The organism is Marinomonas foliarum (assembly GCF_016906065.1).
Taxonomy (GTDB): domain Bacteria; phylum Pseudomonadota; class Gammaproteobacteria; order Pseudomonadales; family Marinomonadaceae; genus Marinomonas; species Marinomonas foliarum.
The window spans coordinates 2,135,179-2,160,095 of sequence record NZ_CP070273.1 but is presented as its reverse complement, the minus strand read 5'-3'; the positions used below and the strand labels follow the sequence as shown (position 1 = coordinate 2,160,095).

Below are 24,917 nucleotides of genomic sequence, written 5' to 3'. Positions count from 1 at the left end.
AATCAGGCGCGTGGCATTCAGTCCAACGCAGCGATTAATTCATAAGCACGATCAAAGTCGATCTTGCCAGTGAGTCGATAAACGTCGGCATTCGCCAGTTCACTACAATAGTGCGCCACAGAGTCAATGGCGTTTAGGTCGGCAAACTCACCGCTCTGATCTTGATAAAACGGCCCCGGACGTTTACGCAACCCTTCGATAACTTCGGCCTGAGACGACAAATCAACCGACTCTAATTGTGTCGCCTCAGAGCTATCTAATGACCAGTCCAACATAATGAGACGAGACAGGTTTGCAGCTAAAACAACACGGTTTGGGCCGTATTCATCTTCGATTTGAACATCGTATTTTTCTTCCAAAGACCACAGCTCACTTTGCGGCATTTGGCGCAAGGCTTGTTGGCGCGCTTCTGGCAAGATGTGACGTAAACGCTCGGCGTGCAACAAGGTGCCTGGGTTTACTCGTGGCAGCTTTGCCAAGCCGATGGTTTGAGTGCCTCCATCAGCTTTCTTAAACTCTGTCTTTTTTAGCAACAGTCGATCATTGGTGAGAAAGTCACGCTCAGGGTTTTCCAGACAACGCAGCATCAAGGTGGACTTGCCACCGCCTGATCCAGCGGCGATGGCTGTAGCTTGGCCATTTACACAAAACGCCGACGCGTGGCCCAAGGTGAAGCCTTCACGTAAGTAATGATTCAAAAACTGATTGTTAATGAAGTTAATAATTTGTGCCAAGTTAGACGCACAAGGGCCCACAGCAACCGCATGATCTGGGCGCTGTAAAAACGCCATACCGGTTTTGAATTTTTTAATCCAACGTCCACCAGCCACATCAAGATAGCCTTCTTTACGGCCTTGTTTGCCTTCTTCACGTGGCACATTTAACCAATCTAGCTCATCGCCAACGACGTTTTGCTCCATCACATACAAATTCAAAGACGTTGTCGTGTGAGCCTCGGTCTTCAAATAACTACGATAATAATCGGCAATACCAGCCAACAACATGGCTTCATTGGAATGCACGATAACCGACAAGTCGGCAAAATGAAGTCGAATCGTTTCGTCACAATGACTGAGTGCTTCGTTTACATGGGGCAAGTTCAATAGGGTTTTAATCATGATGCCATCTCCTTCTTCTGCAATGCGCCTTCTTGTACAACACCTTTTTGTAGGGCACATTCCTGTAAAACAAAGTCCGCGTACACAGTGGCAGCGTCAATATCGCAACCTTCTAACGCGCCTTTAAAGCCACCGAAAGCCGACACCTCAAACACCACTGGACCTTGATCAGTCAGGGCAATATCTACCGTGGTAAAACTCAAGTCATAACAAGATTGCGCTCGGCGGCCTAATTCAATCAGCTCGGCATCAGGCTCAAATTTTTCATACTTGCCACCGCTATTAATCGTGGTGTTCCAAGAGTCTTTATTGCCGACGCGCGCGTAAGTACAAAGGTATTCGCCACCGACAAACACCATGCCCAAATCTCGACCATCCAGTTTCACGGTTTGCTGAATATAATAAATCGACTGACTCTGACGATACTCTTCCAGCGCGTTACGAACAAATTCGTCGCTGTCGTCTTGGGTTAACATGATCATGCCGCGGGCTTTGGTGGAGTACAGCGGCTTTAAAATCGCGGAGCCAAATTCTCGCACTGTAGCAAAGGCTTGTTCTGGGTTCTCTGTGATACGCGTTTTTGGCATGGGGATATTGCCTTGCTGTAACGCCAGAGTACCGCTTAAGCGGTTTACCAAGTTACCCACACTTTGAGTTGGGCTAAACAGTTTGACGCCAGCACGTTCTGCATAAGACAACAAATGAATACGGTCTTCTGTGGCAGGCGCATAGACTTCGCTGATCTTCTTGATGATCAAACCGTCTAGCGTCATCAAATCCAAGTCTTGAAACATCAATTGATTGGTGTCTAAGCGCAACTCAACTTGACTCATATCGATCACAGCACGAAAGCCAGTACGCTCTTCAAGGCGATCCGCCAATACTTCTGTGGACCATTTTCCCGGGATGCCAATGACCCCGATTCTCGGCTTATTCAACGTAAAGCTCCTTAAGCGGTAAGGTAAATGTTTGGGCTTGTTCTGTGGTGCGTTCTTCTGACGACAGCTTTGCTAGACGCTCCAGCAAATAGCGAGCGCGTAAATGCATTCGAGATGCGAGCTTTTTATCAAAAATAAATCGTGTCGAAGTCGCAAAAGAACGGGCAAGCCCCGCCGCAAGACGAACTTCAAACGAGGTATCTTGTTGACGATTGGCAAAGCGTCGACCAAAGCGATACACCTCTTTGGCGCTTTCCATCATCTGTGTTCGCGTCTCACCACTTAATACCTGTAAGCGGTAAATCGAGACCATTAACACCGACAAATCTTGCACATAATCAAAGTAAGACGCGCGATGTAGATCGATAAAATACACGCGTTTTTCCGCATCATCGTAAATCAGATTATCGACGTTAAAATCCCCATGGGTCAGCACGGAAAAAGGCGCTCGCCATTGGGCTTCATTCACCGCCACGCGACGTACTAACTCATCAAAGCTTAGACTGGTGTAACCACAAATGCGTTCTTCGTCTTTAAAAAATTCAGGATGAACCTTACGACTGTCACCAATGCGTTTTTGCAGTTGTTTCATGAAATTCGCAGTGCAAGACTCCGGCGTTAGACTGGCTTTCCATGTTTGATTCAGGGTTTTAAACAAGACTTTGAGCGCGGCTTGTGTGCCCTCTTGGTCACCATCGAGTAACAAAGCTTCCAAGGTCTTTCCCGGAATATGTTCGATCAATAAAGACGATTGCTCATTGCTGTCATCGCTCTTCCCATTGACTTGAGATGTGCCTGTTTGAGAAAGAACGCTAGGGGCTAATCTAGGGTCAATATTGCGCCATTGATTCACGCCAGCCACTTCTTCATCAATCTTTGCACGATCACCTTCTTTGTAAACCGCTAGCACCTCTTTGCCAGATTCATCCTTGTGAGTAATCGCCGCAATGGCACTGCCAGAGCGAGTCAACGCCAAACGGCGAACTTTCAAATCTCGCAGGTCATAATTTAGGTTGGTCGCGCTGTCCAATAAATGAGGGTAATTTTGCAATGTCGCCACTTGACCAAGATCCACCTTAATCAAGGCTTCAGCCACCACGCCTAATTGTTCTATCAGGCGTTTCACACTGACATTGCTTAGAATCGCAGCGCGCAATTGGTCATCGCTCAAGTCGAACTTCGCTTGCAAAGTTAACGCTTGCAGCTCGTTATAGCTCGCCAGCAGCTTATGCGTGCGTCGACCTAGCTTGATGCCCGTTCGTCGACGATTTTCGCTCACACCGACTTTCACTAAGCGCAAAGCACGCCTGATACGTTTCACCAACTTACGGCACTCTGGCCCTGTCGGATGCTCGTAGGCTTCCTCTAATGTGCCCTCACGAACACAATCGAAACAATGCTTGGTCAGCATCTCAAGGGCGATCACCAAGGTATGCATGCCACTGACTTGCGCATGGAAGGTGGTATTGGCTTTGCGACGCTCTAATAAACGTGCCGTTTCAATGTCTGCTTTTTCACGCAGCGCTTGCACATAACCACGACGCCCGCGAATACTCGACAATAACTCCACAGAACCTGATGTAAAAAAAAGCTCAACGAGATGACAGTGTGTTTCGACCTCATGCAAGAGAAAAGACACATGCTCTTGTAGAGTCGCCACAACTGGGGTTGAAGGCATAACATTTTTCCCTACTACTTTTACCTTTGACTATACAGACAGTAGAAAGCATCAAGATGACAGTTATGTGACAAGTCGATATCTAACTGCATGATAAGCAAACGAACCATCCGCTTCATTGTTTAAAATACCATCACTTAAAACATGACTTGTCGTCCAAAATATCGTTACTATCGAATGATAAGAAATGTTTCCAGATCAAGGATGTGCTTCATGACAATTAATTTTAGACAAAAAATTCGATCTAACCGCCTTCATAACAGCCGAAATTCTGACGACACAAAAATAGCACCACAGGGCGACTTCGAAAGTGACAGAGGGCGCATTATAAATTCCGCAGCTATTCGTCGCTTGCAGCAGAAAACACAAGTCTTTCCTCTCGAGCGCAATGCTGCCGTACGCAGTCGTTTGACCCATTCGATGGAAGTACAGCAAGTTGGACGTTACATTAGCCAGTTGGTATTTCAGAGTTTGTCGAAAGACAAGGGAAAGCTAGAGGAATATGGACTGACTGGATTAGACCGCCAATTTGAATCCATCGTCGAAATGTCTTGTCTGATGCATGATGTGGGCAACCCGCCCTTCGGTCACTTTGGAGAAGACACCATGATCAAATGGTTTGAGAAACATACAAGCCAATTTCTTAAGCGTTTTATGCCAGATACTGACGACTCAGACATCAAACTCAACGACGAACTGACCGCTCTAGAACGTGACATCTGTAACTTTGAAGGTAATGCTCAAGCCATTCGCTTAGTACACAGTTTGCTTGCGCTCAACCTCACCTATAGCCAATTGTCTGGCATTATGAAATACACCCGTCGTGGCGACACTTCCAAACCAGATAAAAATTACCTACAAAAAAAGGTCGGTTTTTATTTGAGTGAAGCGCCCTTTATCAAGGCATTAAGAGAAGCGTTAAATATTCAAGAAGGAAGACGCTCTCCCTTCGCATACATCATGGAAGCTGCTGACGATATTTCTTATGGTGTGGCCGATATCGAAGATGCGGAAGAGAAAGGTATTTTATCTATTGCGGATTTACCAAACATTTTACGTGAAGAATTTACCAATACTTGCCAATCTGATGATTTCAAACTGTCAGTCAATCAAATGATGGATGAGATTATTGTCTCTGCCGAATCCATGTATCGACAAAACAAAATCGACAGTATGTTCTTTGTTGGACTGCGTGTAGGCATCAATAAAGAACTGCCGAAATACGCTTGTAAGCGCTTTATCGATAATATCGATGCCGTATTCCACGGCTCTTTTAATAACGCCCTAATTGAAGATGGTAGCTATCATCACGCCGTGGTCGAAACACTCAAAACAGTGGCTCGAAAATACGCCTTCAGCACGCCTGAAGTAGAAGGGCAAGAGCTACAAGGCTACCGAATCATCAATGGACTCCTGGATATTTATGCCCCATTACTCAAACTAGACAGAGCCAGCTTCAACAAGGTTCTAGACAACGACATAAAAGCACCCGCATACGAGGCGAGAGTATTTAGAAAGCTCTCACAAAAACACATTCGCGCCTATCGAACCGCCATCGAAGACAAAAGTCTGACTGACTTCAAAACTCATTTCAAAGGCTGCAAGCTGGAATCCATCACTGATGATGCATGGGAGTTCTATTTCCGCTGTCGTCTCATTCAAGACTACATCAGCGGCATGACAGACCAATTCGCCTACGACGAATACCGCGCCTTGCACGTAATTGATTAGAAAAGGAGGCAATATGAAAGGACCCAATCCAAATAATAAAGAGCCGATGAAGGGCTTCCCACAAGTGGGTTATCTTAAAAATTTCATTACCCGAAACAATATCATCGTTGGCGATTACACCTATTACGATGATCCAGATGGGCCAGAACGTTTTGAAGACAATGTGCTTTATCACTTTGATTTTATTGGCGATAAGCTAATTATTGGTAAGTTCTGCGCCATCGCAAAAGACGTTACATTCATCATGAATGGCGCTAACCACGCCAACGCTGGTTTCTCAACGTATCCGTTTTACATCTTCGGCAACAGTTGGGAAAAAGTGGCGCCCGAAGCTGGCGACTTACCCTACAAAGGCGATACGAATATAGGTAATGATGTGTGGATTGGCTACGACGCCACCATCATGCCCGGTGTGCAAATTGGTAACGGCGCCATCATCGCTAGCAAATCCGTGGTGACATCCGACGTGCCAGCTTACAGCGCGGTCGGTGGAAATCCTGCCAAGATCATCAAATATCGTTTTGACGAGCAAACCATTCAAGCGCTACAAAACATTGCTTGGTGGGATTGGAGCGCCGAGAAAATAACCCAATGTTTGAAAGCCATCGCCGGTGCAGATTTAGCTAAATTACAAGCCGCTAAAGATGAGTAAACAGAATAGCAAAGGTTAATGTATGACAATCAACATCCGCACCATACAAGCAAGCGATGCAGCGGCATGGTCAGCACTCAGAGTCGAATTTCTACCAGAGATCAAAGACATCTGCCAAGCGGAAGTTAACGCCTTCTTTTTAGGAACTTACTCCAATGTAAAAGAGGTGTTAGTTGCGCTTGATAACTCAAAAAAGATGGTGGGTTTTATCGAGCTAAACCTTCGCGACAATGTCCCTGGCAGCAGCCAACAAACCACGCCTTATATTGAGGCTTGGTTTGTGTCACCAGATTGCCAAGGACAAGGCATTGGCAAAGCCTTGATTCACGCCGCCGAGCAATGGGCCAAACAACAAGGCTTTCTGGAACTTGGCAGCGACGCCCCGATCACCAATGAGAAAAGCGTCAACCTTCACAAACAACTTGGCTTTAACGAAATAGAACGCGTGGTGTGTTTGCTGAAACCGTTAAAAGGATAAATATCATGATCAAACAAGTCGGCCCAACAGAGATAAAACCTAAATTCAGATAATAAGTGCGACACTGCAACGCAGGTATAGAAGAAGCCAACTGCTGACGTTGGTATGATTCTTCTTACCACAGAAAAAAGCAGTACCAACATGAATTATCAGCAGTTGACCGAAGGGAAAAGATACCAGATTTCGGCCCTTTTAGAACGTGAAACCTCCGTATCTGAGATAGCCAGTACGATAAAATGCCATCGATCGACGGTGTATCGTGAGTTAAAGCGTAATAGACAAATAAACGGCTACTGTCCTAAAGAAGCACAAAAGAGCAGCCTAACAAGACGAAAAGCGTCGGCAAAGTATCGAATACCCGCAAAGACCATTGATTTTGTTCGCATCCTCATTGAGTTTGACTGGAGTCCAGAGCAAGTCTCTCATGTATTAACCTTATGCGGTGTACCAGTCAGCCATGAATGGATTTATCAGTATATTAATGACGATAAAAGGCTCAAAGGGACACTTTATCGTCTCTTAAGGCAAGGTCATAAGCGTTACCGAAAAGGTAAGCGGACAAAAGGTGAGGCAATAAAGAATGCGGTATCGATAGAAGAGCGGCCTGATATTGTTGATACAAGAAAGCGGTTTGGAGATTGGGAAATAGACACCGTTTTAGGTAAACATGGTACGGGTTCAATTGTCACTCTTCTAGAGCGAAAGACACGTTTTTACCTGATAAAGAAAGTCAATTCAAAGTCTGCTGCTGATGTCACCCGAGCCACAATAGAGCTATTAACGCCCTTTAAAGCTCATGTGCATACGATTACAGCGGATAATGGTAGAGAGTTTGCTCATCATGCGGAAATAGCAGAAGCGCTAGAGACGAAAGTATATTTTGCCCACCCCTACAGTTCTTGGGAGCGTGGAGCCAACGAAAACAGCAATGGCCTCTTGAGACAATATATTCGTAAAGGAACAGATTTAAGAAACATTGAAGATGACACGATTCACTGGGCGATGACACGAATCAATTATCGCCCAAGGAAGTGTTTAGGGTTCAAGCAGCCAGCAGTCGTATTTAAAGAGATGTGCTTAGCAGCTTGAAATAAAAAGTGTCGCACTTCGGACTTGAATTCAGGAACTCAAACACAAAGCCAGCTGTCATTGTGGTGCAGTTGAATTGGAATTACCTCAGGTAAATAGTTAATTTATTAAATTAACTATTTACCTGAGGACACTTATTTGCTTTACTCATATTACCACCACAATAAAAACAACGGGGTAAAGATAGCAATGAAAGACGATAAAATACTCAACCCATTAAGCCGTAGACACTTCATACAAGGCGCAGGTGCTGTATTGGCAGGCGCAGCTCTTTCCTTTCCAGCCATAGGAAAAAGTCGCCAATTAACGATTATTTCTAACCGAGGCAATGTTGAACAGAAGCTCGTCATCGAGCGACTAGCAAGAGAGTTTGGCAAAATGGCTGGTGTGAATGTCGTCGTAAACAATATGGACCACGAAGCTCATAAAACAGCAATTCGAAATTATCTTGTTGCGAGCCCACCGGACATTTGTTTTTGGTTTTCTGGTAGTCGCATGCGCACTTTTGTTGAGCGAGGTTTATTTGCTGATTTATCAGATCTAGTCGAGCAACAAAATTACCGTCAAGCACTCGGTGGTACCATTGGTTCTGTAACAATAAACGATCGCCAATATGGTTTACCAACAGGCGGTATTCTATGGGGAATGTTTTATCGACAAGACACCTTCAACGAGCACAATTTAACTGTTCCAAAAACTTTTGACGACTTCTTCCTTCTAGCAGATCAATCAAAAAAAGCGGGCATTACACCAATATCTATGGGCACAAAAAACATGTGGCCAGCAGCTGGATGGTTTGACCATATGAATTTACGCATTAATGGTTTAGACCATCATATGGCGCTCATGAATGGCAAAATCCCCTACACCGATGGATCTTTGAAAGAAGTATTTGACCTATGGGAACAGCTAATTAATGCTGATCTATTTACACCAAATGCCACCTCTTACGCTTGGGATCCAGCAGCAGCTCAATTGGTCCAGAAAAAAGCCGCAATGATGGATTTAGGCAACTTCATTAAATATTCCTTCCCCAAAGAGGATCTTGACCAACTCAAGTTTGCTCCTTTTCCTACAATTAAATCAGACATGCCTCAATATGAAGATTTCTCTGTGGACTCGATTCACGTTCCATCTGGTGCACCTAATATTGAGCTTGCAAAAGAGTTTCTCTCCTATTTTTATCAACCTGAAAATTTAGCCGCTTACCTTGAACCTGAAGGAAATTTGCCCGCTCGTAATGACTGTCCGCCGTCTAACGATGCAATTGTTAATATGATTGCCAGAGAAATGAAATCCGTACAAGGGACAGCTCAATACTATGATAGAGATTCACACCCAGACCTTGCTAGAGAAGGCTTAAAAGGATTCCAAGAGTTTATGGTGAGACCTCAATACCGCGACAACATTTTGTTGAAAATTGAGCGAGCTCGTCAGCGTATTTACGGCTAGAAAACGTCGAAATATATAAACACTTTTTATAAATAAAATGTTTCATTTTATTGGAGATTTCCTCATGCCTTCTTTCTGGAAAAGCAATAGAAACTGGTTAACTCCGGTTCTATTGCTGGCCCCTGGGCTAATCCTTTTCTTTGTCGTCATTATCTTGTCGTCGATAGAGACCTTTTGGATTTCATTGCACTCTTGGGATGGTTTTGGCGCTAAAGTTTGGGTTGGGCTCGATAATTATAAAGAACTGCTAGATGACCCTCAGTTCTATGTGTCTTTGCGTAACAACATTATTTGGATAGTGATGTTTTTGAGTTCACTTCCATTAGGTCTTGCTATCGCACTGTTACTCAATCAAAAAATTAGGGGCATGCGCTTAGCTAAATCTTTGTTCTTTATGCCTCTGGTGTTATCAACTGTCACGGTTGGGGTTATTTTTGGATGGTTTTACGACCCAACTTACGGTTTGTTAGCGCTAATTTTTCACAGTTTTGGAGCCGCCAACGTACCCGCTCTATTATCCGATGATTTTTGGGTGACGCCTGCGATTGTATTGGCTGCCCTTTGGCCGCAAGTAGCCTTTTGTATGGTTCTATTTTTAGCTGGACTCAACAACCTAGATGAGGAGCAAATCAACGCTGGACGTATTGATGGGGCAAAAGGTTTGAATATGCTGCGCTTTATTGTGATTCCTCAGCTAAAACAAATCAGCTTTATAGCTCTAGCAATTACTATTATTGGTGCTTTGCGCTCTTTCGACATCATTGCAGTCATGACATCAGGCGGCCCCTTCGGGTCATCGACGGTCTTGGCCTATCAAATGTATGAACAATCCTTATTCTCTTATCGATTTGGCTATGGTGCCGCGATTGCCACGGTGCTATTCCTGATCATGTCAGTCTTCATTGTCTGGTATCTACGCGGCTTAGTAAAAGCGGAGGAGAAATAATCATGTATCCAAGACAAGTACCTGACAGCCACAAACGACACCGTTTCATCTACATGACATTGGTATTCATGGTTCTAACCCTATGGTTATTGCCTTTATTTGCCATCATGTTGACATCTATTCGATCTTTCTCTGATGTCATGATAGGTAATTATTGGGGAATGCCAACTAGCTTTAATCTTCTTGAAAATTATATGGCAGTGTTTCAGCAAACCAATATGACACGTTATTTTTTTAATAGCCTAATTATTACAATTCCTTCGGTTATTTTTATCTTAGTACTGTCGACCTTAACTGGTTTTGTTCTTTCTCGTTATCACTTCAAAGGTAATTGGTTCATTTTTGCCATGTTCGTAGGAGGGAATTTCTTACCTCAACAGGTAATGATGATTCCGATTAGAGATCTGATGGTGAACTTAGGACTCTATGATAGCTACGCAGCATTAATCATTTTCCATGTAGCATTTCAAACAGGCTTTGCGACCTTGTTTATGCGTAATTTTATTGCAGCTTTGCCTGATGAATTATTCCAAGCGGCCAGAGCTGAAGGCGCTAGCCCATGGCAAATACTTATTCATGTCGTTGTGCCGTTAGTCCGACCAGCAATTGCGGCATTAGCCATCTTGATATTTACCTTTGTCTGGAATGATTACTTCTGGGCCATTGTATTAACCCAAAGCGATACAGTGAAACCTGTTACCGCTGGACTAACCTCTTTAATGGGTGAGTATGTTTCTGCTTGGAACATCGTTTCTGCGGCCACTATGTTCATCGCTATTCCACCTGTACTGATGTTTTTCATGATGCAAAAACATTTCGTGTCAGGTCTTACCATGGGCGCTGTAAAAGGCTAACCGAGTTTTTGAATTTGAGGTATCCAATTATGAGCAGTGTCGAACTGACAAATTTAGACAAACATTACAACGGTTTTCACGTACTAAAAGACATTAATTTAACCATAGAAAAAGGTGAGTTTATTGTCATGGTAGGCCCATCCGGCTGTGGTAAATCAACCTTGCTAAAAACCATTGCGGGTTTAGAAAACATCACAGCAGGGTCTCTTTTCATTAAAGGGCGTGACGTCACGAATGTTGATCCTGGAGAACGCGATATCGCCATGGTGTTTCAATCCTATGCTTTGTATCCGCATATGACAGTGGGCGAAAATATGGGATTTGGGTTACGCATGGCCAAACGCCCAAAAGAAGAAATTACTCTTGCTGTGAAACGAGCGGCAGAAATTCTTCGAATCACTGAGCAGTTAGATAAGTATCCAAAACAATTATCAGGTGGACAACGTCAACGTGTCGCTATTGGCCGAGCGATCACACGATCTCCTGAAGTATTTTTATTCGATGAGCCGCTGTCAAATTTAGATGCAGCCTTAAGGACACAGATGAGAGTCGAGCTATCGACATTGCATGCTCGTTTAGGCTCCACAATGATTTATGTGACCCATGATCAAGTTGAAGCCATGACGATGGCAAGTCGTATTGTTGTATTAAATGCAGGTCATATTGAGCAAGTTGGTTCGCCACTTGAGCTGTATACAAATCCGATAAATCTATTTGTCGCGGGCTTTCTTGGCGCGCCACGAATGAATTTTTTTAAAGGTAAAGTTGAGAAGACAAATGCCCAACATGCACTAATTTCTGTGAAAGGATTACCCCTAATTGAATGTCCGTTATCTGAAAACGGCGAAAGCAAATTAAAGGTTTCAGACATAGTCACTCTAGGAATTCGTCCTGAGAACTTACGTCTAAGAAATTTGAATAACAACCAGCAAGATATTCCCATCACAGCGACAGTAAAACTGGTAGAGCAACTTGGTCGTGAAACGGTTCTATACGTGGATGCTCAACCAATTAAAGCATATCAATCCGATACGGGGACAGAAGATTTAACTGTACAAATTCCAGCGATGGTTCCCCTTCGAAACCAATCTAAAATTGAGTTGGCCTTTCAAATTGAAAACTTGTACCTATTTGCACCTGACGGGGCAACCATCAGCCCACAAAAAATAATTAAAAGTGAATCTGTTTTGGAATTGGAGTCCTAAGTAATGAAAGTATTACCCAAAAAACCTTTATCTGTATGGCGCCCATTAAATCTAGATGACTTCCTTTTAGGTGTGCCACATTATCCAGAACACGTAGATGAGAGCTATTGGCTACGTGATGCAGAACGGATGAAAGCCGCGGGCTTCAATACCGTTCGTATGGGGGAGTTTGCATGGCATCTATGGGAGCCCTACGAAGGGAAATTTGATTTTGACCTCTTTGATCGAGCTATTGAAATTTTAGGGAAAACTGGCATTAACACTATTTTATGTACACCAACTGCAACACCGCCTCGTTGGATGACACTAAATTACCCTGAAATTTTACGTGTCGACAGAAATGGCCGCCAAGCCAGTCATGGCTCTCGTCAGCATGGAGATACAACAAGTCCAGTTCTTCGTCACCATAGCCGCCGAATCACGCGAGCATTGGCAGAGCATTATAAAGACAATCCTTATGTCATCGGCTGGCAGACAGACAATGAACTCAATACAACAGTATCGGAGTCTTATTCTGACTCTACAGCATTGGCGTTTCGGAATTATTTACGTCATAAATACGCAGATATTAGCGCTTTAAATTTTGCTTGGGGCGGTAATTTTTGGGCAACGGCTTATGACAACTTTGATCAAGTCGTGCTACCGATTCCTATGGCGCCTTCTTTTTTAAGCCCCGGCCATGTTCAGGATTACCATCGATTTCTTGCTCAAGCCACTGCGGATTTCCAACGAGATCAAGTAGAAATTCTTAAAGGCGTTAACAATAAGTGGTTTGTTTTCCACAATTTAGGAAACCTTGCAGATATCGATTTTCGCGGTCAATTTGGGCAAGATCTCGATTTCATCGGTTTCGATATTTATCCAATGCTATATGACGAAATGCGTCGTACTGGAGGTCATGGAGTAACACAAGCTTTGCAGCTTGATATATGTCGAAGTCACTCTGGAAACTTTATTGTGCCAGAGCAAGCATCTGGATTTGGTAGTCAACCAGCCTTCTCCACAATGACACCAGAACCCGGGGAGATGCGCCGTATGGCAATGTCATCTGTCGCTCGTGGTGCAGATGGCCTAATGTTTTTCCGTTGGCGTCCAGCCCATTATGGAGCCGAGATATATTGGATGGGGCTGATCGATCATGATGATGAGCCTCGTCGTCGCTACCATGAAGCGTGCCAATTTGCCTCAGATATTAACCTAATCAAAAATGAGTTATTAGGAACATCCGTTGCCTTTGACATAGGTATTGCGGGGGCAGATTTTGATAATCAAGAAGCTCATAAAACCTATCCAATGGGGTTACCATCACCCCAAGATGATGCCACTTTGTTCTACCGCCATTGTTATGAGTCTGGTATATCATGTGGTTTCATCCACCCTGAGGATGATTTAAGTCGCTTAAAAGTACTATATGTACCTCATTGGCTAATGTGGCAGCCTGAGTGGACAGAAAAAGTAACGGCTTTTGTAGAAAACGGCGGTACTTTACTTGTCTCAGCAATGACTGGTACACGTGATACAAACAATCATATTCCAACAGAGCTTGCGCCCGTAGCGGGACTATCTGCGTTATTGGGTATCAAGGTTGAAGAGTTTGGCCGTCTTGCCTCTCCACAAGAGGATGGGTTGTTTACTCGCTTCCCGGTTGAGCAAGGTCTATATAACACACAGAAACCTTTGCCAGCTTGCTCTGCAAATCGCCGTTATCAATATTGCCTGAATGATCAAGTATTCGATGCGGCTCACCTTTATGAAATAATCAGCCATGAAGATGATGTTCATGAGCTTGGGCAATGGAAAACTCGTTTTATGGAGGGTAAGCCTTTATTAACGAACCGCGCTGTTGGTAAAGGACAAGCATGTTATTTAACTACTTATTTGACAGAAGACATGTTGCCAAGCCTAACGAAGGTTCTGTTTAATAAAACGAGCGTACAGCCTGTCATCAAGGATTTGCCTAAAGGCATAGAAGCCGTAATAAGAGCAAAAGACAATCATAAATTACTCTTCTTAATCAATACATTAGAATGTGAAGTGTTGATAGAAAATATACCGAAGGGGTTAGATATAATCTATAATAAAACCATTGAAGAGCGTGTTTTATTAGCAGCTTATGATTACAAAGTTATTCGCCTGTAAAACAAGCTAGGGTAGCCTAGCTTCTCCCTTAGAGGCTGCGATGTAACAATTGCAGCCTCTGTTTTTATGATTGAGCTTGATCCTCAGAAAAAAGCAGCTCAAAATTAAAAAGCTGTTGCGTTGCTAACACCGCGGCACCAGAACTCCAAAAGTCATCCCGTTCATCTGGAATAACAATGGGTGGTTTAGATAAACAATAAATCTCTAAACTTGCTCGTAATGGAGCAAACAAAAAGTCACCAAATGTCACCGATTCACCACCGACAATAATGACTTCTGGATCTGTCACAATAATAAAGCTCGCCAGATGCTTACCGATTTGATGACCTGCCTCTTGAAGAATCTGGATTGCTATATCATCGCCCGCTAACGCAGCCTCTTTCATTGCAAATCGATCAACATTAGTTAGTTGGCGTTGTTTACGCCATCGCTCTACAAGACTAGGTGCAGAGAAATAAGTTTGCAAACAACCATGACGACCACACTCGCAAAGCTCACCATTTAAATCATGAATTATATGGCCGATTTTTCCCGCTTCTCCATTAATACCATGATGAACGCCGCCCTCAATTACAATGGCGCAACCTATGCCTTCTCCGATAGCCAATGCACCAAAGGTTTTATGCTGCCGACCAACGCCAAATAGATGATGCGCCATCGCAAAAGCAATTGTGTCGTCTTCCAACCAGACAGGCACTTTGACTTTCTCTTCGAGCATTTTAGCAAAAGAGACATTTTTCCAGTTAAATCGATGACTGCGAACACAAATTCCAGACTTAACATCAATGGTTCCAGCCATGGTAAAACCTATACCTATGAATCTATGATGCGCTTCAGCTACTTTCTGCAAGCGTCCTACAGCAATAACAGCAGCGTCTAATACAGCTTCAGGGGACGTATTAGCAAACTCAACAACCACAGAGGAAATCGGTTTTATAGAAAGATCCGTCAGAATACACTCAAGGTGATCTACATTCATTTTAATGCCAATCGCAAGATGACCGGCGTAGTTGATTGTCAAAGGTATTGGTCTTCGCCCATTGCCTCCTTTTGTCGTGTTACCTTCTAACAGAAATTGTTCATCCAATAAATCACTCACTACAAACGTAACCGCAGCAGGGCTTAACCCTGTGACAGTTGCAATGTCAGCTCGACTCATCGCCCCTTCTTTACGCAGTAAATTTAGGATGAGTCTCCGATTCATAGCTCTAGAAGTTCGTTGATCAATTTTCACAGCATCTACACTCTTTTATTATCATTTTGTTGAGCCCAATTTTACCATGAGGTTATAGTAAGTAGCATTTCTCACAACACATCTATAGCTTAATAAAACTTTCCTTTCGCCTCTAAAGTCTATATTTTCAATCAAAATAACTGAAAAAGAACGATGTTTCAGAAGGACGTGAATATTTGTATCATTCAATGTCACATGCTGACAAATAATCAACGTTAAGAGTCGAATTTTCTATCTGAAATCAAAGACATCAGATCATTTATACTCAAGTCAACAAAACAGAGGACAAGGCATTGGCAAAACCTTGATTCACGCCGCCGAGCAATGGGCCAAACAACAAGGCTTTCTGGAACTTGGCAGCGACGCCCCGATCTCCAACGAGAAAAGCGTCAACCTGCACAAACAGCTTGGCTTTAACGAAATAGAACGCGTGGTGTGTTTGCTGAAACCTTTGAAGAGGTAAATGTCATGATCAAACAAGTCGGCCCAACAGAGATAAGACTTAAACACAAAGCAAGTTGTCATTGTGGCGCGGTTGAATTGGAATTAACCCTACCTAACGGTATCGAAAATCCAAGGCGCTGCGATTGCTCTATTTGTCGTCGAAAAGGCGCCATCGTAGGCTCTGTCGCACTAGATAACCTTCGCATAGTAAAAGGCCATGATGTGTTAACGCTGTATCAATTTAACACCAATACTGCCAAGCATTTCTTCTGTTCAAACTGTGGCATTTACACCCACCACCAACGTCGATCCTTTCCTGATTTATACGGCTACAACATAGGTTGTCTTGAAGGAGTAAACCCTTATGATCTTGGTGAAATAGAAACCACCGATGGTGTCAACCATCCGTCTGATAGGGCATAGCATATGGGTACAAATACCGAGTCAGACAATAAACCCCGCTGCGCGTGGGCCAGCACCGCGCCAGACTTTCCTCATTACCACGATAACGAATGGGGTTTTCCTGTCGATGACGATCAGCGCTTATTTGAAAAACTCTGCTTAGAGACTTTTCAATCGGGTTTGAGCTGGCGCACGATCTTGAGCAAGCGAGACAACTTTCGTGCCGCCTTCGAGAGTTTCGACTTTCATAAAGTGGCATTATTTGGTGAGAAAGAAATAGCAGAATTACTTAACAACCAAGACATAGTGCGTAACAAACGAAAAATTCTTGCGGTGATTAACAACGCCAAACGCGCTATTGAAATGATCGAACAAGAAGGTTCCCTCGCGGCCTTTATCTGGCGTTACGAACCCGATCAGAACAGCCTACCGCCGCCAGAAACCCAAACCACCTGCGCTGAATCTATCGCCCTTTCAAAAGAGCTCAAAAAGCGCGGCTGGCAATTCGTCGGCCCAACAACAATGTACGCCTTCATGCAATCCATGGGACTCATCAACGACCATGCAGAAGACTGTTTTCTGCGGGAGGAAATTGATAAAGCGAGGAAGGGGTTTGTGAGGCCATGAAAGCACATCTAATCGAAGTCGATTTGCTTATTTTTGCGTATGAATCACAGCTTTCAAATCAAAATTAAGGGATTTAAGCACTTTTACTATCGTATCAAATTGCGGCCGAGAACCGGATCTGAGGGCTTTGTAAAGGCTTTCACGCCCTAGCCCGCTGTCTTTGGCTATCTGAGTCATGCCTCGTGCTTTGGCAATATGACCAAGTGCATGAATAAGCTCGTCAGTATCACCATCTTTAAGCACCATAGACAAATACGTGGCAATGTCTTCGTCGGTACGAAGCTGCTCGGCCATATCAAAGTTGGTTAATTCTTTTATTGAAGTCATGTCGCCTCATCCAGTTTTCTAGCTCGCTGTTTAGCCAATTCTATGTCTCTGCTTTGCGTCGTTTTATCGCCACCAGCCAACATTATGATCAAAGTCGTCCCGCGTTGAACGTAATACATTCTCCAACCTGGTCCAAAATGCTCTCTCATTTCATACAAACCATCGCCTACAGGCTTAACATCGCCAAGTAATCCACGTGACGCCTTTTCTAAGCGGCGGGCTAAACGAATCCTAGTTGAGTGATCTTTTAACTGACGCAGCCAAAGGTTGAACTCATCCGTGAGTTTAATATCATACATAAAGAAATCCGTATCCATTTGAATACAGTATGGTTGTTTTTTAACCTAACCTCAATGCTTTTTTACCTTCATGCAATCCATGGGACTCATCAGCGACCATGCGGAAGACTGCTTTATGCGAGAAAAAATTGATTGGACAAGGGATGGATTTGAGAGGCCGTAAAGTCAAAAAATCACTCGAAGATAGTGTTTTTGATTATGCAAATATCATTATCTTCAACCATAATCGAAAGATACATATGGAAAGCATCTTTTTCCTCATCAGCCAAAGATGAAATTCCACTTTGCTCAGAAGGTTAAAAGCCGTTAATTAAGGATAGCCTAGATGTTTTTCAGTAAAAAAGAAGATAAGTCGTCGCCTAAGAAAGAACAAGTTCAGCCTTCAAGCCAGTTCCAAGATGAATTAAACGCCATCAAACAAAATACTGCCTGTATTAGCTTTGATGTGAATGGCATTATATTGGATGCCAATCCGATTTTTTTAGAAGCGGTGGGCTACTCACTAGATCAAATTATTGGCAAACATCATCGTATTTTTTGTGACAACGAATACATAAAATCCACTGAATACAAAACATTTTGGGATGACCTTAAGGCAGGAAAATCTTTCCACGGTACTTTTCTACGCTTTAAACAAAACAAGCAACCTATTCACCTAGAAGCCAGCTACTTTCCTGTGTCCGATGACTCAGGTAAGGTAACGAAGATACTAAAAATAGCGAACGACATCACAGAAATGCAAGAATCCTTGGCAAATAAGAATGCGGTGTTGACAGCATTAGACCGCTCCCTTGCGGTCATAGAGTTTGACCCTGAAGGCAACATACTTCACGCCAACAGTAATGTTTTAAGGACCATGAAATGTGACCTAAAAGACATTGTTGGCGAACATCATAAAATGTTCTGTGATGATAAATTCTACAGAGAACGTCCTAACTTTTGGTCCGAATTAGCACATGGACAGCATTCATCTGGGCGCTTCCAACGCTTTGATGGCGAAGGAAAAATTATATGGTTAGAAGCGACATACAACCCAATTTTTGATGAAAAAGGTCGCGTCTACAAAGTCATTAAGTTCGCTTCAGACATTTCAGAACGCGTTAATAATGCGATGAACGCGATTGAACTGGCTGCAGCCACCTCGGAACAAACCAGTCAAGTGTCGTCAAACGCCGTAGAGATTCTTAATGCGTCAGTGCAAACATCGAACGATATTGCCGAAAAAGTAAAACAGGCCGCAGATTTAGGCGATTTACTGAAAACTCAATCTAAGAGCATCTCCGATATAGTCGTCACCATTCGTTCTATTGCCGATCAAACCAACTTACTCGCCCTTAACGCGGCGATAGAAGCGGCACGTGCTGGCGAAGCCGGACGCGGCTTCTCCGTTGTTGCAGATGAAGTTCGAAAACTGGCCAGTAATACGGCTACAGCGACATCGGAAATTAGTGAAGTCGTACAAAAAAATCACAATTTAATCAATGATATGGATGAGATGCTTAGCTCGGTTTCGGGTATCGCCCTTCATGGACAAGAAAGTATTAATGAAGTATCACACGGCCTCACTGAGATTACATCTGGCGTAGCAAGATTTGTCGAAATGGTCGACAAAATGAAGGATTAAGGCCGCTTGATATGGTCGAGGAAAGCAAAAATATAGATAATTCACAGGTGCTCCTCACCGATTTTTTTATATTTTGCTTATCTCGACCTATCTTTACTAAGGCAGTAATTTGCTTTGTATTTGTGCTTTCCCAAGCTTTTTAGCTAACAACAATAGTTCGTCCGCCTCTTCAAAATAGCTCCAGAAATCCTGACCTTCGACTGGATTACCGTGAACTAGGCCGATACTAGCGGATATTGTCATGTCACTTATCTTGGGAATCTCGACCTTGGAGACAGCGCCTAAGATTTGTTCAGCCATATCATGAGCGTATTCAAACGAAGACTGGGGAAAGACCAAAGCAAATTCATCACCGCCATAGCGAGCCAGAATGTCTAAGCGGCCTAAACAGGTTTGAATGGCACCTACCACGGCTTGCAACACCATATCGCCACCGTGATGTGTTAAGCGAGTATTTAATTGCTTAAAATTATCGATATCCAACACCAACACAGCAACGGGTGTTTGCCCATCGTTGCGGAAAAAGTGCGATTGCTTTGTTTCAAGATAACGCCGATTAAGTATGTTAAGAAACTCGTCCCTAATCACTAACTGCGCCAGGAGTGCTCTTTCTTCTTCTAATAGCTGACGTAATCGTCGCTCTTCCGTTATATCTCGATCAACGGCGATATAGAGTTCTGGTCCTCTATCAGAAGTACGAGAAATCATACTGCCTTTAATTAAAATCCAGCGATATTCTCCTCGAATCATGTAGCGATATTCACTCTCGAAAAAATCTTCATGACCCAATACAACCCTTTCCCATTCAGAGCGAACACGGGCTCTGTCTTCGGGATGAACCAATTCTATCCAAGTAAATGCATCATGCGAGGACTGACCTGCCTGACCCTTGAAGCTATTCGTAATACGCATACCATCAGGATAATGATCAATGACAAAAACATTGATTTGAGTAAGAGCCTGAGCAATCACTGGATCCTCGAAAAGGACATCGAGAATCTTTTGCTTTCTGGCATCAACAGGCAGTTTTGTTATCTTTTTCATTATAATGGGGAATACGCTTAACAATATAAGTATCTTGATAGTATGTCGTGTTCCCTACATTTTCAATGTAATCGAAAGAAACCTCACCGCGGCAAAACGCCCTTAAATTGTGCAAAAATAAAGTATTGCATCGAAACATTTTCGGTCTTAACGTCAATTATTGCTGGTCACAAAATGCACGATTAAGTCTTTTAAATCAGGCTTGAATGATGGACAGTGGTAACAATAAGAATGGTGCAGTGAATTAATTTATGTCAATTAAAGAGATAGCAACCCAGTTGGAGTTGTCGGTATCCACGGTGTCACGAGCACTGAACGATTACCCAGACATTAGCCCGAGCACAAAAAAGCGTGTGCTAAAAGAAGCTGCGCGACAGGGCTACCAATTGAAAGGGCCAGAAATGGCTCATTGGGTGCAAGCAAAACGTGTAATTACGGCGATTATTCCTTGCCAAGACACACAATATCTCGACCCCATTCTTTCGAAGGTGTTGGCTGGAACTCGACACGCGCTGCAAGCAGAAGGCTATTTGCTGCAAGTGGTGGCAATCGATACCGGCAAACAGGAATTAAGCGAGTTTGAACGTCTAGTAAAAGCAGGCGATCAAGACGGTTTTCTACTCCTTCGCACTCGGGTTAACGACCCGAAAGTCCATCGTTTACTGAAACTTAACGTGCCTTTTGTGTGTTACGGACGCACCGAGCGCGCGACGCAATTTGCTTGGCTGGATTTGGATAATTACCAAGTTGGTCATTTAAGCCTGAGTCGCCTGAACGAACAAGGACATCGCAAAATTGGTGTGGTGTCAGTAAGCGATCGGGATTTCTTCGCCCAAGAAAGGCGACGCGGGATTCAAGATGCCGCCGAGCAAATTGGGCTTTCTCTTGCGTCTGAACAATGGTTAGAAGTGGGCTATGACGAGGAAGAAAGTTACCTCGCTTGTGCCGAGTTTCTACTCCAGCACCCAGATATCACCGCGTTGATTTGCCTAACCAGCACCAGCGCACGTGCCGCCGCATTGGCGGCCATGCGATTGCACAACACACAGCTAAATGAAAGAGATAAGCCTGTGTGTGTGATTGGTTGTGATACGCCCACAGATGAGCTGACCGCCAGTATGGGGATTACCAGCATTCAGCAAGCGCCACCAGCACAAATCGGTGAACAGCTTGCCCAGATGATGGTAGCGCGCATCAAAGGGACTCCGGTGAAGGACCTACAAGTCGTTTTAGCTCCGGGGGTTGTGTCGATAGGACTTTAATAACCCACGTTTTTAAAGCCATAAGAAGCAGACAAATAACAACAAGAGGAAGCCATAATGAAAACTAAAACGTCACTATTCGTCGCCGGCACAATGCTGGTAAACGGACTCCTGATAAGCCAGCTCGCTCACGCTGCCACAGTAGAATTTTGGACAGCACAAACCCAAACCGACCGCTTACAAAATATCGAGTTACTTGCCAGCACCTTTGAAGCTTTAAACGATGGCGTGACGGTTAAAGTCGTCGCGGTTGATGAAAACGAAATGGCAACACAAATGGCCGCCGCCGTCGCTGCTGGCACAACACCACAGTTAATTGAAGTGAACTCTGAAATCATCATGGCTCTGGGGGAAGAAGGCGTAGTCGACACCAAAACACACCAAGACGTGATCCAAGACATCGGCAAAAATCGCTTTCATAAAGGCGCACTGACCACGCTAGCCTCACCTTCTGGCGATTACTATGGTTTGCCTTATCACGGTTTTATTCAAGGCATTTGGTATCGCAAAGACTGGTTCGATGAAAAAGGCCTAGCGGCACCTAACACTTGGGAAAATATAGAAACGGCCGCCAAGGCACTGACTGACAAAGCCAATAATCAATACGGCATTTTGATCGGCACTAAACAAGACAGCTACACAGAACAAGTATTCACCCAACTGGCACTATCCAATAATGCCAGTGAGTTCGATGCCAAAGGCAATTTGGTCTTCAACAGCCCAGCCACCCTTGAAACCATCGAGTATTACAAAGAGTTAGCCAAGTACAATCCACCAGGGCCACAGAACTGGCGCGCTCGGGATTATTACTTACAAGGCAAGATGGGCATGTTCTTCTATTCCACTTACATAATGGATGACCTTGCTCTCGCAGAAGTGGCAAAAGGCTCTTTGTCTTCAGCAAACTTCAAAGAACTCAGCGGTGGCACCTTCGACCCTGAATTGGTGAAAAATACCGCGTTCGCGCCAATTATCACCCACAAAAGCGCCGCATCTTACGGCACCTTGTCTGGTCTTGTCGCACTGAAAACAAAAAGTGCTGAAAACACTAAAGCTACCAAAGACTTCATCGAGTTTATGTACGATCCAGCCAGTTACATCACCTTCCTGCACATGGCTCCAGGCGGTATGAATCCTATGTTGAAAGGCATCGCTGAAGATCCAGCCTATTTGGAAGACCCAAATGGTGTATTTAAGCTTTATGGTGCAGACAAGATGAAGCAGATCGTATCGGGTTTTGACGATATTCGCTCTTTCTCTGTGGTAGAAGGTAAAACCTTCCCAGCCTCCGGCGCCATCTTCGCTAAATCGGTTATTCCACGAATGATCTACAGCGTCACCATTGAAGGAAAAGATCCGCAAGCGGCGCTGGACGATGCCGAAGCGGAAATGAAAGCCATCATGGGCGAATAGACAATAGACCCCTCCCAACCTCCCCCTTGTAAAGGGGGAGGAGCAGTAATCAGTGCCCTCCCCTTATTAAGAGGAGAGCTAGGGTCGGGTCAAATGCAAAAAAGGGAAGAACATATGTCTTCTGTACTCATAAAAAACGAATCTCGCTTGGGTCTAAAACTGGTCGCTCCCGCGGTCGGCATCATTGGCTTGCTGGTGATTTACCCAATTCTATTCAACATCTATCTGAGCTTTTTTGACGTTCAACTCAATGGCACCAAGACGTTCGTCGGCATGGAAAACTACACGGATTTGCTCGGCAATCCGCGTTATTACCATTCCATCGGCGTGTCGGTTATTTATCTAATTGGCACTGTAATCGGGACAACGGTATTGGGCTTGGCGGCCGCCATTTTGATGAATCAAGAGTTTCGCTTTCGCAACCTGGCTCGCGGTTTGATTCTCCTACCTTACTTTGCCCCCGTCATCAGTGTGGTATTTGGCTGGCAGTTTATTTTCGATCCAGTGAACGGCATTTATAACCACGTGGTGGTCGATGTTTTACATCTGACGGACACACGGGAAAACCTCATCGGCAACCCAGACTCGGCTCTATTTGTCGTGATTGTTTTCGATATTTGGAAGCATTTCCCGATCGCCTATTTGCTGTTTCTCGCCAAATTACAAAGCGTACCGAAAGACTTGTACGAAGCAGCCGCGATAGATGGACAAAATGCGTGGGGACGGTTTTGGCACGTGACCTTACCAGAGCTGAGATTCGTCATTGCCACCGTGGTGTTGCTGCGCATTATCTGGAATTTGAACCGCTTTGAAGATGTTTACTTGCTTGCACCCAATGTCGAAACCTTGCCAATTTTCACATATTACCAAGCGTTCGCAGGCATTGTCGATCAAGGCGTAGCAGCCGCGATTTCGGTGATTCAATTACTCGTGCTGGTCGGCTTGATCTGGCTGTACGTTCGTAAAGTCATTAAGTGGTAGGGGAAGAATATGATGAATAAACGCTCAACCACCCAGTCTGTGATTTTGTATGCCTTGGTGCTCGCGTTGGTGATTTTCTGCGTGTTTCCATTTCTGCAGATTCTATCAACCTCGTTAAAACATCCGATAGATTGGGGTAATCCATCACTCATTCCTCGTGTTTTACACTTGGATGCCTACAAAGAGCTACTTGGCTTGATGCCAGCAAAAGAAGTGGATGTCCCTGCGAGTGTGCAACGTCTACTGGACAACCCCGCGTTGTCAGCCGAGAAAAAGCAGATGCTGCTGGATAAATTTAGCGCCGGCGGCGATGTGTTTCCGTTTGGTCGCTACATGCTCAATACCTTTGTGATTTCCTTCGTGACAGGGATTTTCTCGACTTTTTTGGCGTCTCTTGCTGCCTATGCCATTGCGCGCTTACGTTTCCCTGCGCAATCTTTAATGGCAAACGGTGTTTTGTTTGTCTACATGGTTGGCGGCGTATTGCTGATGGTTCCGCTTTATCAAATGAGCGTCAACGTTGGCTTGGCATCCAGCGCCGCAGGGACAATTTTCAGTCTGTTTTTGATTTATCTGATTCAGACCTTGCCAGTCGCCATGTACATGTTGGGAAATTACTTTCGTACCATTCCCTTCTCCTTAGAAGAAGCGGCAATGATGGACGGTTGCTCAAGGGTAGAAGCCTTCTGGCGCATCATCATGCCCTTGTCGAAACCCATGCTGTTTACCGTGTTTATCTATTGTTTTGTCATCGCTTGGAACGAGTATTTGTTTGCTTCCGTGTTCCTCAAACAATACCAAGATTTCCAAACCTTGCCCTTGGCATTACAAACTTTGTTTACCTCGAAAAACGCCATTTGGGATCGCATCATGGCCGCATCCATGTTGACTCTGCTACCGGTGGTGATTTGTTTCATGTTGGCGAATAAGCATTTGTCAGGTGGCCTCACAGACGGCGGCGTTAAAGGATAAGGAATAGA

24 protein-coding genes are annotated in these 24,917 nt (G+C 44.1%); 17 read left to right on the top strand and 7 right to left on the bottom strand.

The window, feature by feature from the left end:
* Positions 1-17: 17 nt before the first annotated feature.
* The 3 genes from JSY38_RS09955 to JSY38_RS09945 are packed head-to-tail and all read right to left on the bottom strand — an operon-like array spanning position 18 to position 3,734.
* Positions 18-1,118, bottom strand: a complete 1,101-nt coding sequence (locus JSY38_RS09955) for an HprK-related kinase B (RefSeq protein ID WP_205113120.1) — start codon at positions 1,116-1,118, stop codon at positions 18-20.
* Complete coding sequence (locus JSY38_RS09950; RefSeq protein ID WP_205113119.1) at positions 1,115-2,056, bottom strand: GAK system ATP-grasp enzyme; 942 nt, start codon at positions 2,054-2,056, stop codon at positions 1,115-1,117. Before JSY38_RS09950 ends, JSY38_RS09955 begins: the two co-directional genes overlap by 4 nt.
* A complete protein-coding gene (locus JSY38_RS09945; protein ID WP_205113118.1) occupies positions 2,049-3,734 on the bottom strand; it encodes a phosphotransferase in 1,686 nt (561 codons plus the stop codon). Before JSY38_RS09945 ends, JSY38_RS09950 begins: the two co-directional genes overlap by 8 nt.
* A gap of 213 nt (positions 3,735-3,947) precedes the next feature.
* Between JSY38_RS09945 and dgt the strand changes: the two genes are divergently transcribed.
* The 9 genes from dgt to JSY38_RS09900 all read left to right on the top strand — a co-directional run bounded on the left by dgt (position 3,948) and on the right by JSY38_RS09900 (position 14,280).
* Complete coding sequence (gene dgt / locus JSY38_RS09940; RefSeq protein WP_205113117.1) at positions 3,948-5,465, top strand: dGTPase; 1,518 nt, start codon at positions 3,948-3,950, stop codon at positions 5,463-5,465.
* A 13-nt stretch (positions 5,466-5,478) separates the two neighbouring features.
* On the top strand, positions 5,479-6,117 hold the full coding sequence (locus JSY38_RS09935) for a Vat family streptogramin A O-acetyltransferase (protein ID WP_205113116.1): 639 nt from the start codon (positions 5,479-5,481) through the stop codon (positions 6,115-6,117).
* Positions 6,118-6,139: 22 nt separating this feature from the next.
* Entirely contained in the window at positions 6,140-6,595 is a 456-nt protein-coding gene (locus tag JSY38_RS09930) for a GNAT family N-acetyltransferase (protein WP_205113115.1), read from the top strand.
* 141 nt (positions 6,596-6,736) lie between these two features.
* Complete coding sequence (locus JSY38_RS09925) at positions 6,737-7,684, top strand: IS30 family transposase (RefSeq protein WP_205113114.1); 948 nt, start codon at positions 6,737-6,739, stop codon at positions 7,682-7,684.
* Between the two features lie 189 nt (positions 7,685-7,873).
* On the top strand, positions 7,874-9,136 hold the full coding sequence (locus JSY38_RS09920; protein WP_205113113.1) for an ABC transporter substrate-binding protein: 1,263 nt from the start codon (positions 7,874-7,876) through the stop codon (positions 9,134-9,136).
* A gap of 64 nt (positions 9,137-9,200) precedes the next feature.
* Positions 9,201-10,082 carry a carbohydrate ABC transporter permease gene (locus tag JSY38_RS09915; RefSeq protein WP_205113112.1) on the top strand — a complete coding sequence of 294 codons (882 nt, stop codon included), beginning with the start codon at positions 9,201-9,203 and terminating at the stop codon, positions 10,080-10,082.
* Positions 10,083-10,084: 2 nt separating this feature from the next.
* A complete protein-coding gene (locus JSY38_RS09910) occupies positions 10,085-10,936 on the top strand; it encodes a carbohydrate ABC transporter permease (RefSeq protein ID WP_205113111.1) in 852 nt (283 codons plus the stop codon).
* 29 nt (positions 10,937-10,965) lie between these two features.
* Complete coding sequence (locus JSY38_RS09905; RefSeq protein ID WP_205113110.1) at positions 10,966-12,141, top strand: ABC transporter ATP-binding protein; 1,176 nt, start codon at positions 10,966-10,968, stop codon at positions 12,139-12,141.
* 3 nt (positions 12,142-12,144) lie between these two features.
* Positions 12,145-14,280, top strand: coding sequence for a beta-galactosidase (locus JSY38_RS09900; RefSeq protein WP_205113109.1), 2,136 nt, complete (start codon positions 12,145-12,147; stop codon positions 14,278-14,280).
* 64 nt (positions 14,281-14,344) lie between these two features.
* Here the strand turns inward: JSY38_RS09900 and JSY38_RS09895 are convergent, their stop codons facing one another.
* Complete coding sequence (locus JSY38_RS09895) at positions 14,345-15,484, bottom strand: ROK family transcriptional regulator (RefSeq protein WP_275586991.1); 1,140 nt, start codon at positions 15,482-15,484, stop codon at positions 14,345-14,347.
* 235 nt (positions 15,485-15,719) lie between these two features.
* On the opposite strand from JSY38_RS09895, the gene JSY38_RS09890 reads away from it, so the two are divergent.
* From JSY38_RS09890 to JSY38_RS09880, 3 genes are read left to right on the top strand one after another with little or no spacing between them, the layout of a single operon-like run.
* Entirely contained in the window at positions 15,720-15,977 is a 258-nt protein-coding gene (locus tag JSY38_RS09890) for a GNAT family N-acetyltransferase (protein WP_338041503.1), read from the top strand.
* Positions 15,978-15,982: 5 nt separating this feature from the next.
* Entirely contained in the window at positions 15,983-16,381 is a 399-nt protein-coding gene (locus tag JSY38_RS09885; protein WP_205113108.1) for a GFA family protein, read from the top strand.
* Between the two features lie 3 nt (positions 16,382-16,384).
* Positions 16,385-16,987, top strand: a complete 603-nt coding sequence (locus tag JSY38_RS09880) for a DNA-3-methyladenine glycosylase I (RefSeq protein WP_205113107.1) — start codon at positions 16,385-16,387, stop codon at positions 16,985-16,987.
* Positions 16,988-17,014: 27 nt separating this feature from the next.
* Here the strand turns inward: JSY38_RS09880 and JSY38_RS09875 are convergent, their stop codons facing one another.
* Both JSY38_RS09875 and JSY38_RS09870 read right to left on the bottom strand, forming a co-directional pair.
* Positions 17,015-17,314 (bottom strand): addiction module antidote protein, encoded by a 300-nt coding sequence (locus tag JSY38_RS09875; protein ID WP_205113106.1) that lies wholly within the window; start codon positions 17,312-17,314, stop codon positions 17,015-17,017.
* A complete protein-coding gene (locus JSY38_RS09870; protein ID WP_205113105.1) occupies positions 17,311-17,613 on the bottom strand; it encodes a type II toxin-antitoxin system RelE/ParE family toxin in 303 nt (100 codons plus the stop codon). Before JSY38_RS09870 ends, JSY38_RS09875 begins: the two co-directional genes overlap by 4 nt.
* A gap of 325 nt (positions 17,614-17,938) precedes the next feature.
* Between JSY38_RS09870 and JSY38_RS18675 the strand changes: the two genes are divergently transcribed.
* On the top strand, positions 17,939-19,237 hold the full coding sequence (locus JSY38_RS18675; RefSeq protein WP_205113104.1) for a methyl-accepting chemotaxis protein: 1,299 nt from the start codon (positions 17,939-17,941) through the stop codon (positions 19,235-19,237).
* Positions 19,238-19,333: 96 nt separating this feature from the next.
* Here the strand turns inward: JSY38_RS18675 and JSY38_RS09860 are convergent, their stop codons facing one another.
* Entirely contained in the window at positions 19,334-20,281 is a 948-nt protein-coding gene (locus tag JSY38_RS09860) for a GGDEF domain-containing protein (RefSeq protein ID WP_205113103.1), read from the bottom strand.
* A 251-nt stretch (positions 20,282-20,532) separates the two neighbouring features.
* Here JSY38_RS09860 and JSY38_RS09855 point away from each other — a divergent pair, with 251 nt between their 5' ends.
* The 4 genes from JSY38_RS09855 to JSY38_RS09840 all read left to right on the top strand — a co-directional run bounded on the left by JSY38_RS09855 (position 20,533) and on the right by JSY38_RS09840 (position 24,909).
* Positions 20,533-21,543: a LacI family DNA-binding transcriptional regulator gene (locus JSY38_RS09855; protein ID WP_205113102.1), complete on the top strand. Its 1,011-nt coding sequence runs from the start codon at positions 20,533-20,535 to the stop codon at positions 21,541-21,543.
* Between the two features lie 57 nt (positions 21,544-21,600).
* Entirely contained in the window at positions 21,601-22,956 is a 1,356-nt protein-coding gene (locus tag JSY38_RS09850) for an ABC transporter substrate-binding protein (RefSeq protein WP_205113101.1), read from the top strand.
* A gap of 114 nt (positions 22,957-23,070) precedes the next feature.
* Positions 23,071-23,937 carry a carbohydrate ABC transporter permease gene (locus tag JSY38_RS09845; protein WP_205113100.1) on the top strand — a complete coding sequence of 289 codons (867 nt, stop codon included), beginning with the start codon at positions 23,071-23,073 and terminating at the stop codon, positions 23,935-23,937.
* Positions 23,938-23,946: 9 nt separating this feature from the next.
* A complete protein-coding gene (locus JSY38_RS09840) occupies positions 23,947-24,909 on the top strand; it encodes a carbohydrate ABC transporter permease (protein WP_205113099.1) in 963 nt (320 codons plus the stop codon).
* The last annotated feature ends 8 nt before the right edge of the window (positions 24,910-24,917 follow it).

Coding starts and splice junctions, on each gene's coding strand:
- JSY38_RS09860 (WP_205113103.1), bottom strand. CDS start 20,281: ATGAAAAAGATAACAAAACTGCCTGTTGATGCCAGAAAGCAAAAGATT.
- JSY38_RS09905 (WP_205113110.1), top strand. CDS start 10,966: ATGAGCAGTGTCGAACTGACAAATTTAGACAAACATTACAACGGTTTT.
- JSY38_RS09945 (WP_205113118.1), bottom strand. CDS start 3,734: ATGCCTTCAACCCCAGTTGTGGCGACTCTACAAGAGCATGTGTCTTTT.
- JSY38_RS09955 (WP_205113120.1), bottom strand. CDS start 1,118: ATGATTAAAACCCTATTGAACTTGCCCCATGTAAACGAAGCACTCAGT.
- JSY38_RS09880 (WP_205113107.1), top strand. CDS start 16,385: ATGGGTACAAATACCGAGTCAGACAATAAACCCCGCTGCGCGTGGGCC.
- JSY38_RS09885 (WP_205113108.1), top strand. CDS start 15,983: ATGATCAAACAAGTCGGCCCAACAGAGATAAGACTTAAACACAAAGCA.
- JSY38_RS09910 (WP_205113111.1), top strand. CDS start 10,085: ATGTATCCAAGACAAGTACCTGACAGCCACAAACGACACCGTTTCATC.
- JSY38_RS09930 (WP_205113115.1), top strand. CDS start 6,140: ATGACAATCAACATCCGCACCATACAAGCAAGCGATGCAGCGGCATGG.
- JSY38_RS09875 (WP_205113106.1), bottom strand. CDS start 17,314: ATGACTTCAATAAAAGAATTAACCAACTTTGATATGGCCGAGCAGCTT.
- JSY38_RS09895 (WP_275586991.1), bottom strand. CDS start 15,484: ATGAATCGGAGACTCATCCTAAATTTACTGCGTAAAGAAGGGGCGATG.
- JSY38_RS09840 (WP_205113099.1), top strand. CDS start 23,947: ATGATGAATAAACGCTCAACCACCCAGTCTGTGATTTTGTATGCCTTG.
- JSY38_RS09845 (WP_205113100.1), top strand. CDS start 23,071: ATGTCTTCTGTACTCATAAAAAACGAATCTCGCTTGGGTCTAAAACTG.
- dgt (WP_205113117.1), top strand. CDS start 3,948: ATGACAATTAATTTTAGACAAAAAATTCGATCTAACCGCCTTCATAAC.
- JSY38_RS18675 (WP_205113104.1), top strand. CDS start 17,939: ATGTTTTTCAGTAAAAAAGAAGATAAGTCGTCGCCTAAGAAAGAACAA.
- JSY38_RS09850 (WP_205113101.1), top strand. CDS start 21,601: ATGAAAACTAAAACGTCACTATTCGTCGCCGGCACAATGCTGGTAAAC.
- JSY38_RS09925 (WP_205113114.1), top strand. CDS start 6,737: ATGAATTATCAGCAGTTGACCGAAGGGAAAAGATACCAGATTTCGGCC.
- JSY38_RS09920 (WP_205113113.1), top strand. CDS start 7,874: ATGAAAGACGATAAAATACTCAACCCATTAAGCCGTAGACACTTCATA.
- JSY38_RS09935 (WP_205113116.1), top strand. CDS start 5,479: ATGAAAGGACCCAATCCAAATAATAAAGAGCCGATGAAGGGCTTCCCA.
- JSY38_RS09900 (WP_205113109.1), top strand. CDS start 12,145: ATGAAAGTATTACCCAAAAAACCTTTATCTGTATGGCGCCCATTAAAT.
- JSY38_RS09915 (WP_205113112.1), top strand. CDS start 9,201: ATGCCTTCTTTCTGGAAAAGCAATAGAAACTGGTTAACTCCGGTTCTA.
- JSY38_RS09870 (WP_205113105.1), bottom strand. CDS start 17,613: ATGTATGATATTAAACTCACGGATGAGTTCAACCTTTGGCTGCGTCAG.
- JSY38_RS09855 (WP_205113102.1), top strand. CDS start 20,533: ATGTCAATTAAAGAGATAGCAACCCAGTTGGAGTTGTCGGTATCCACG.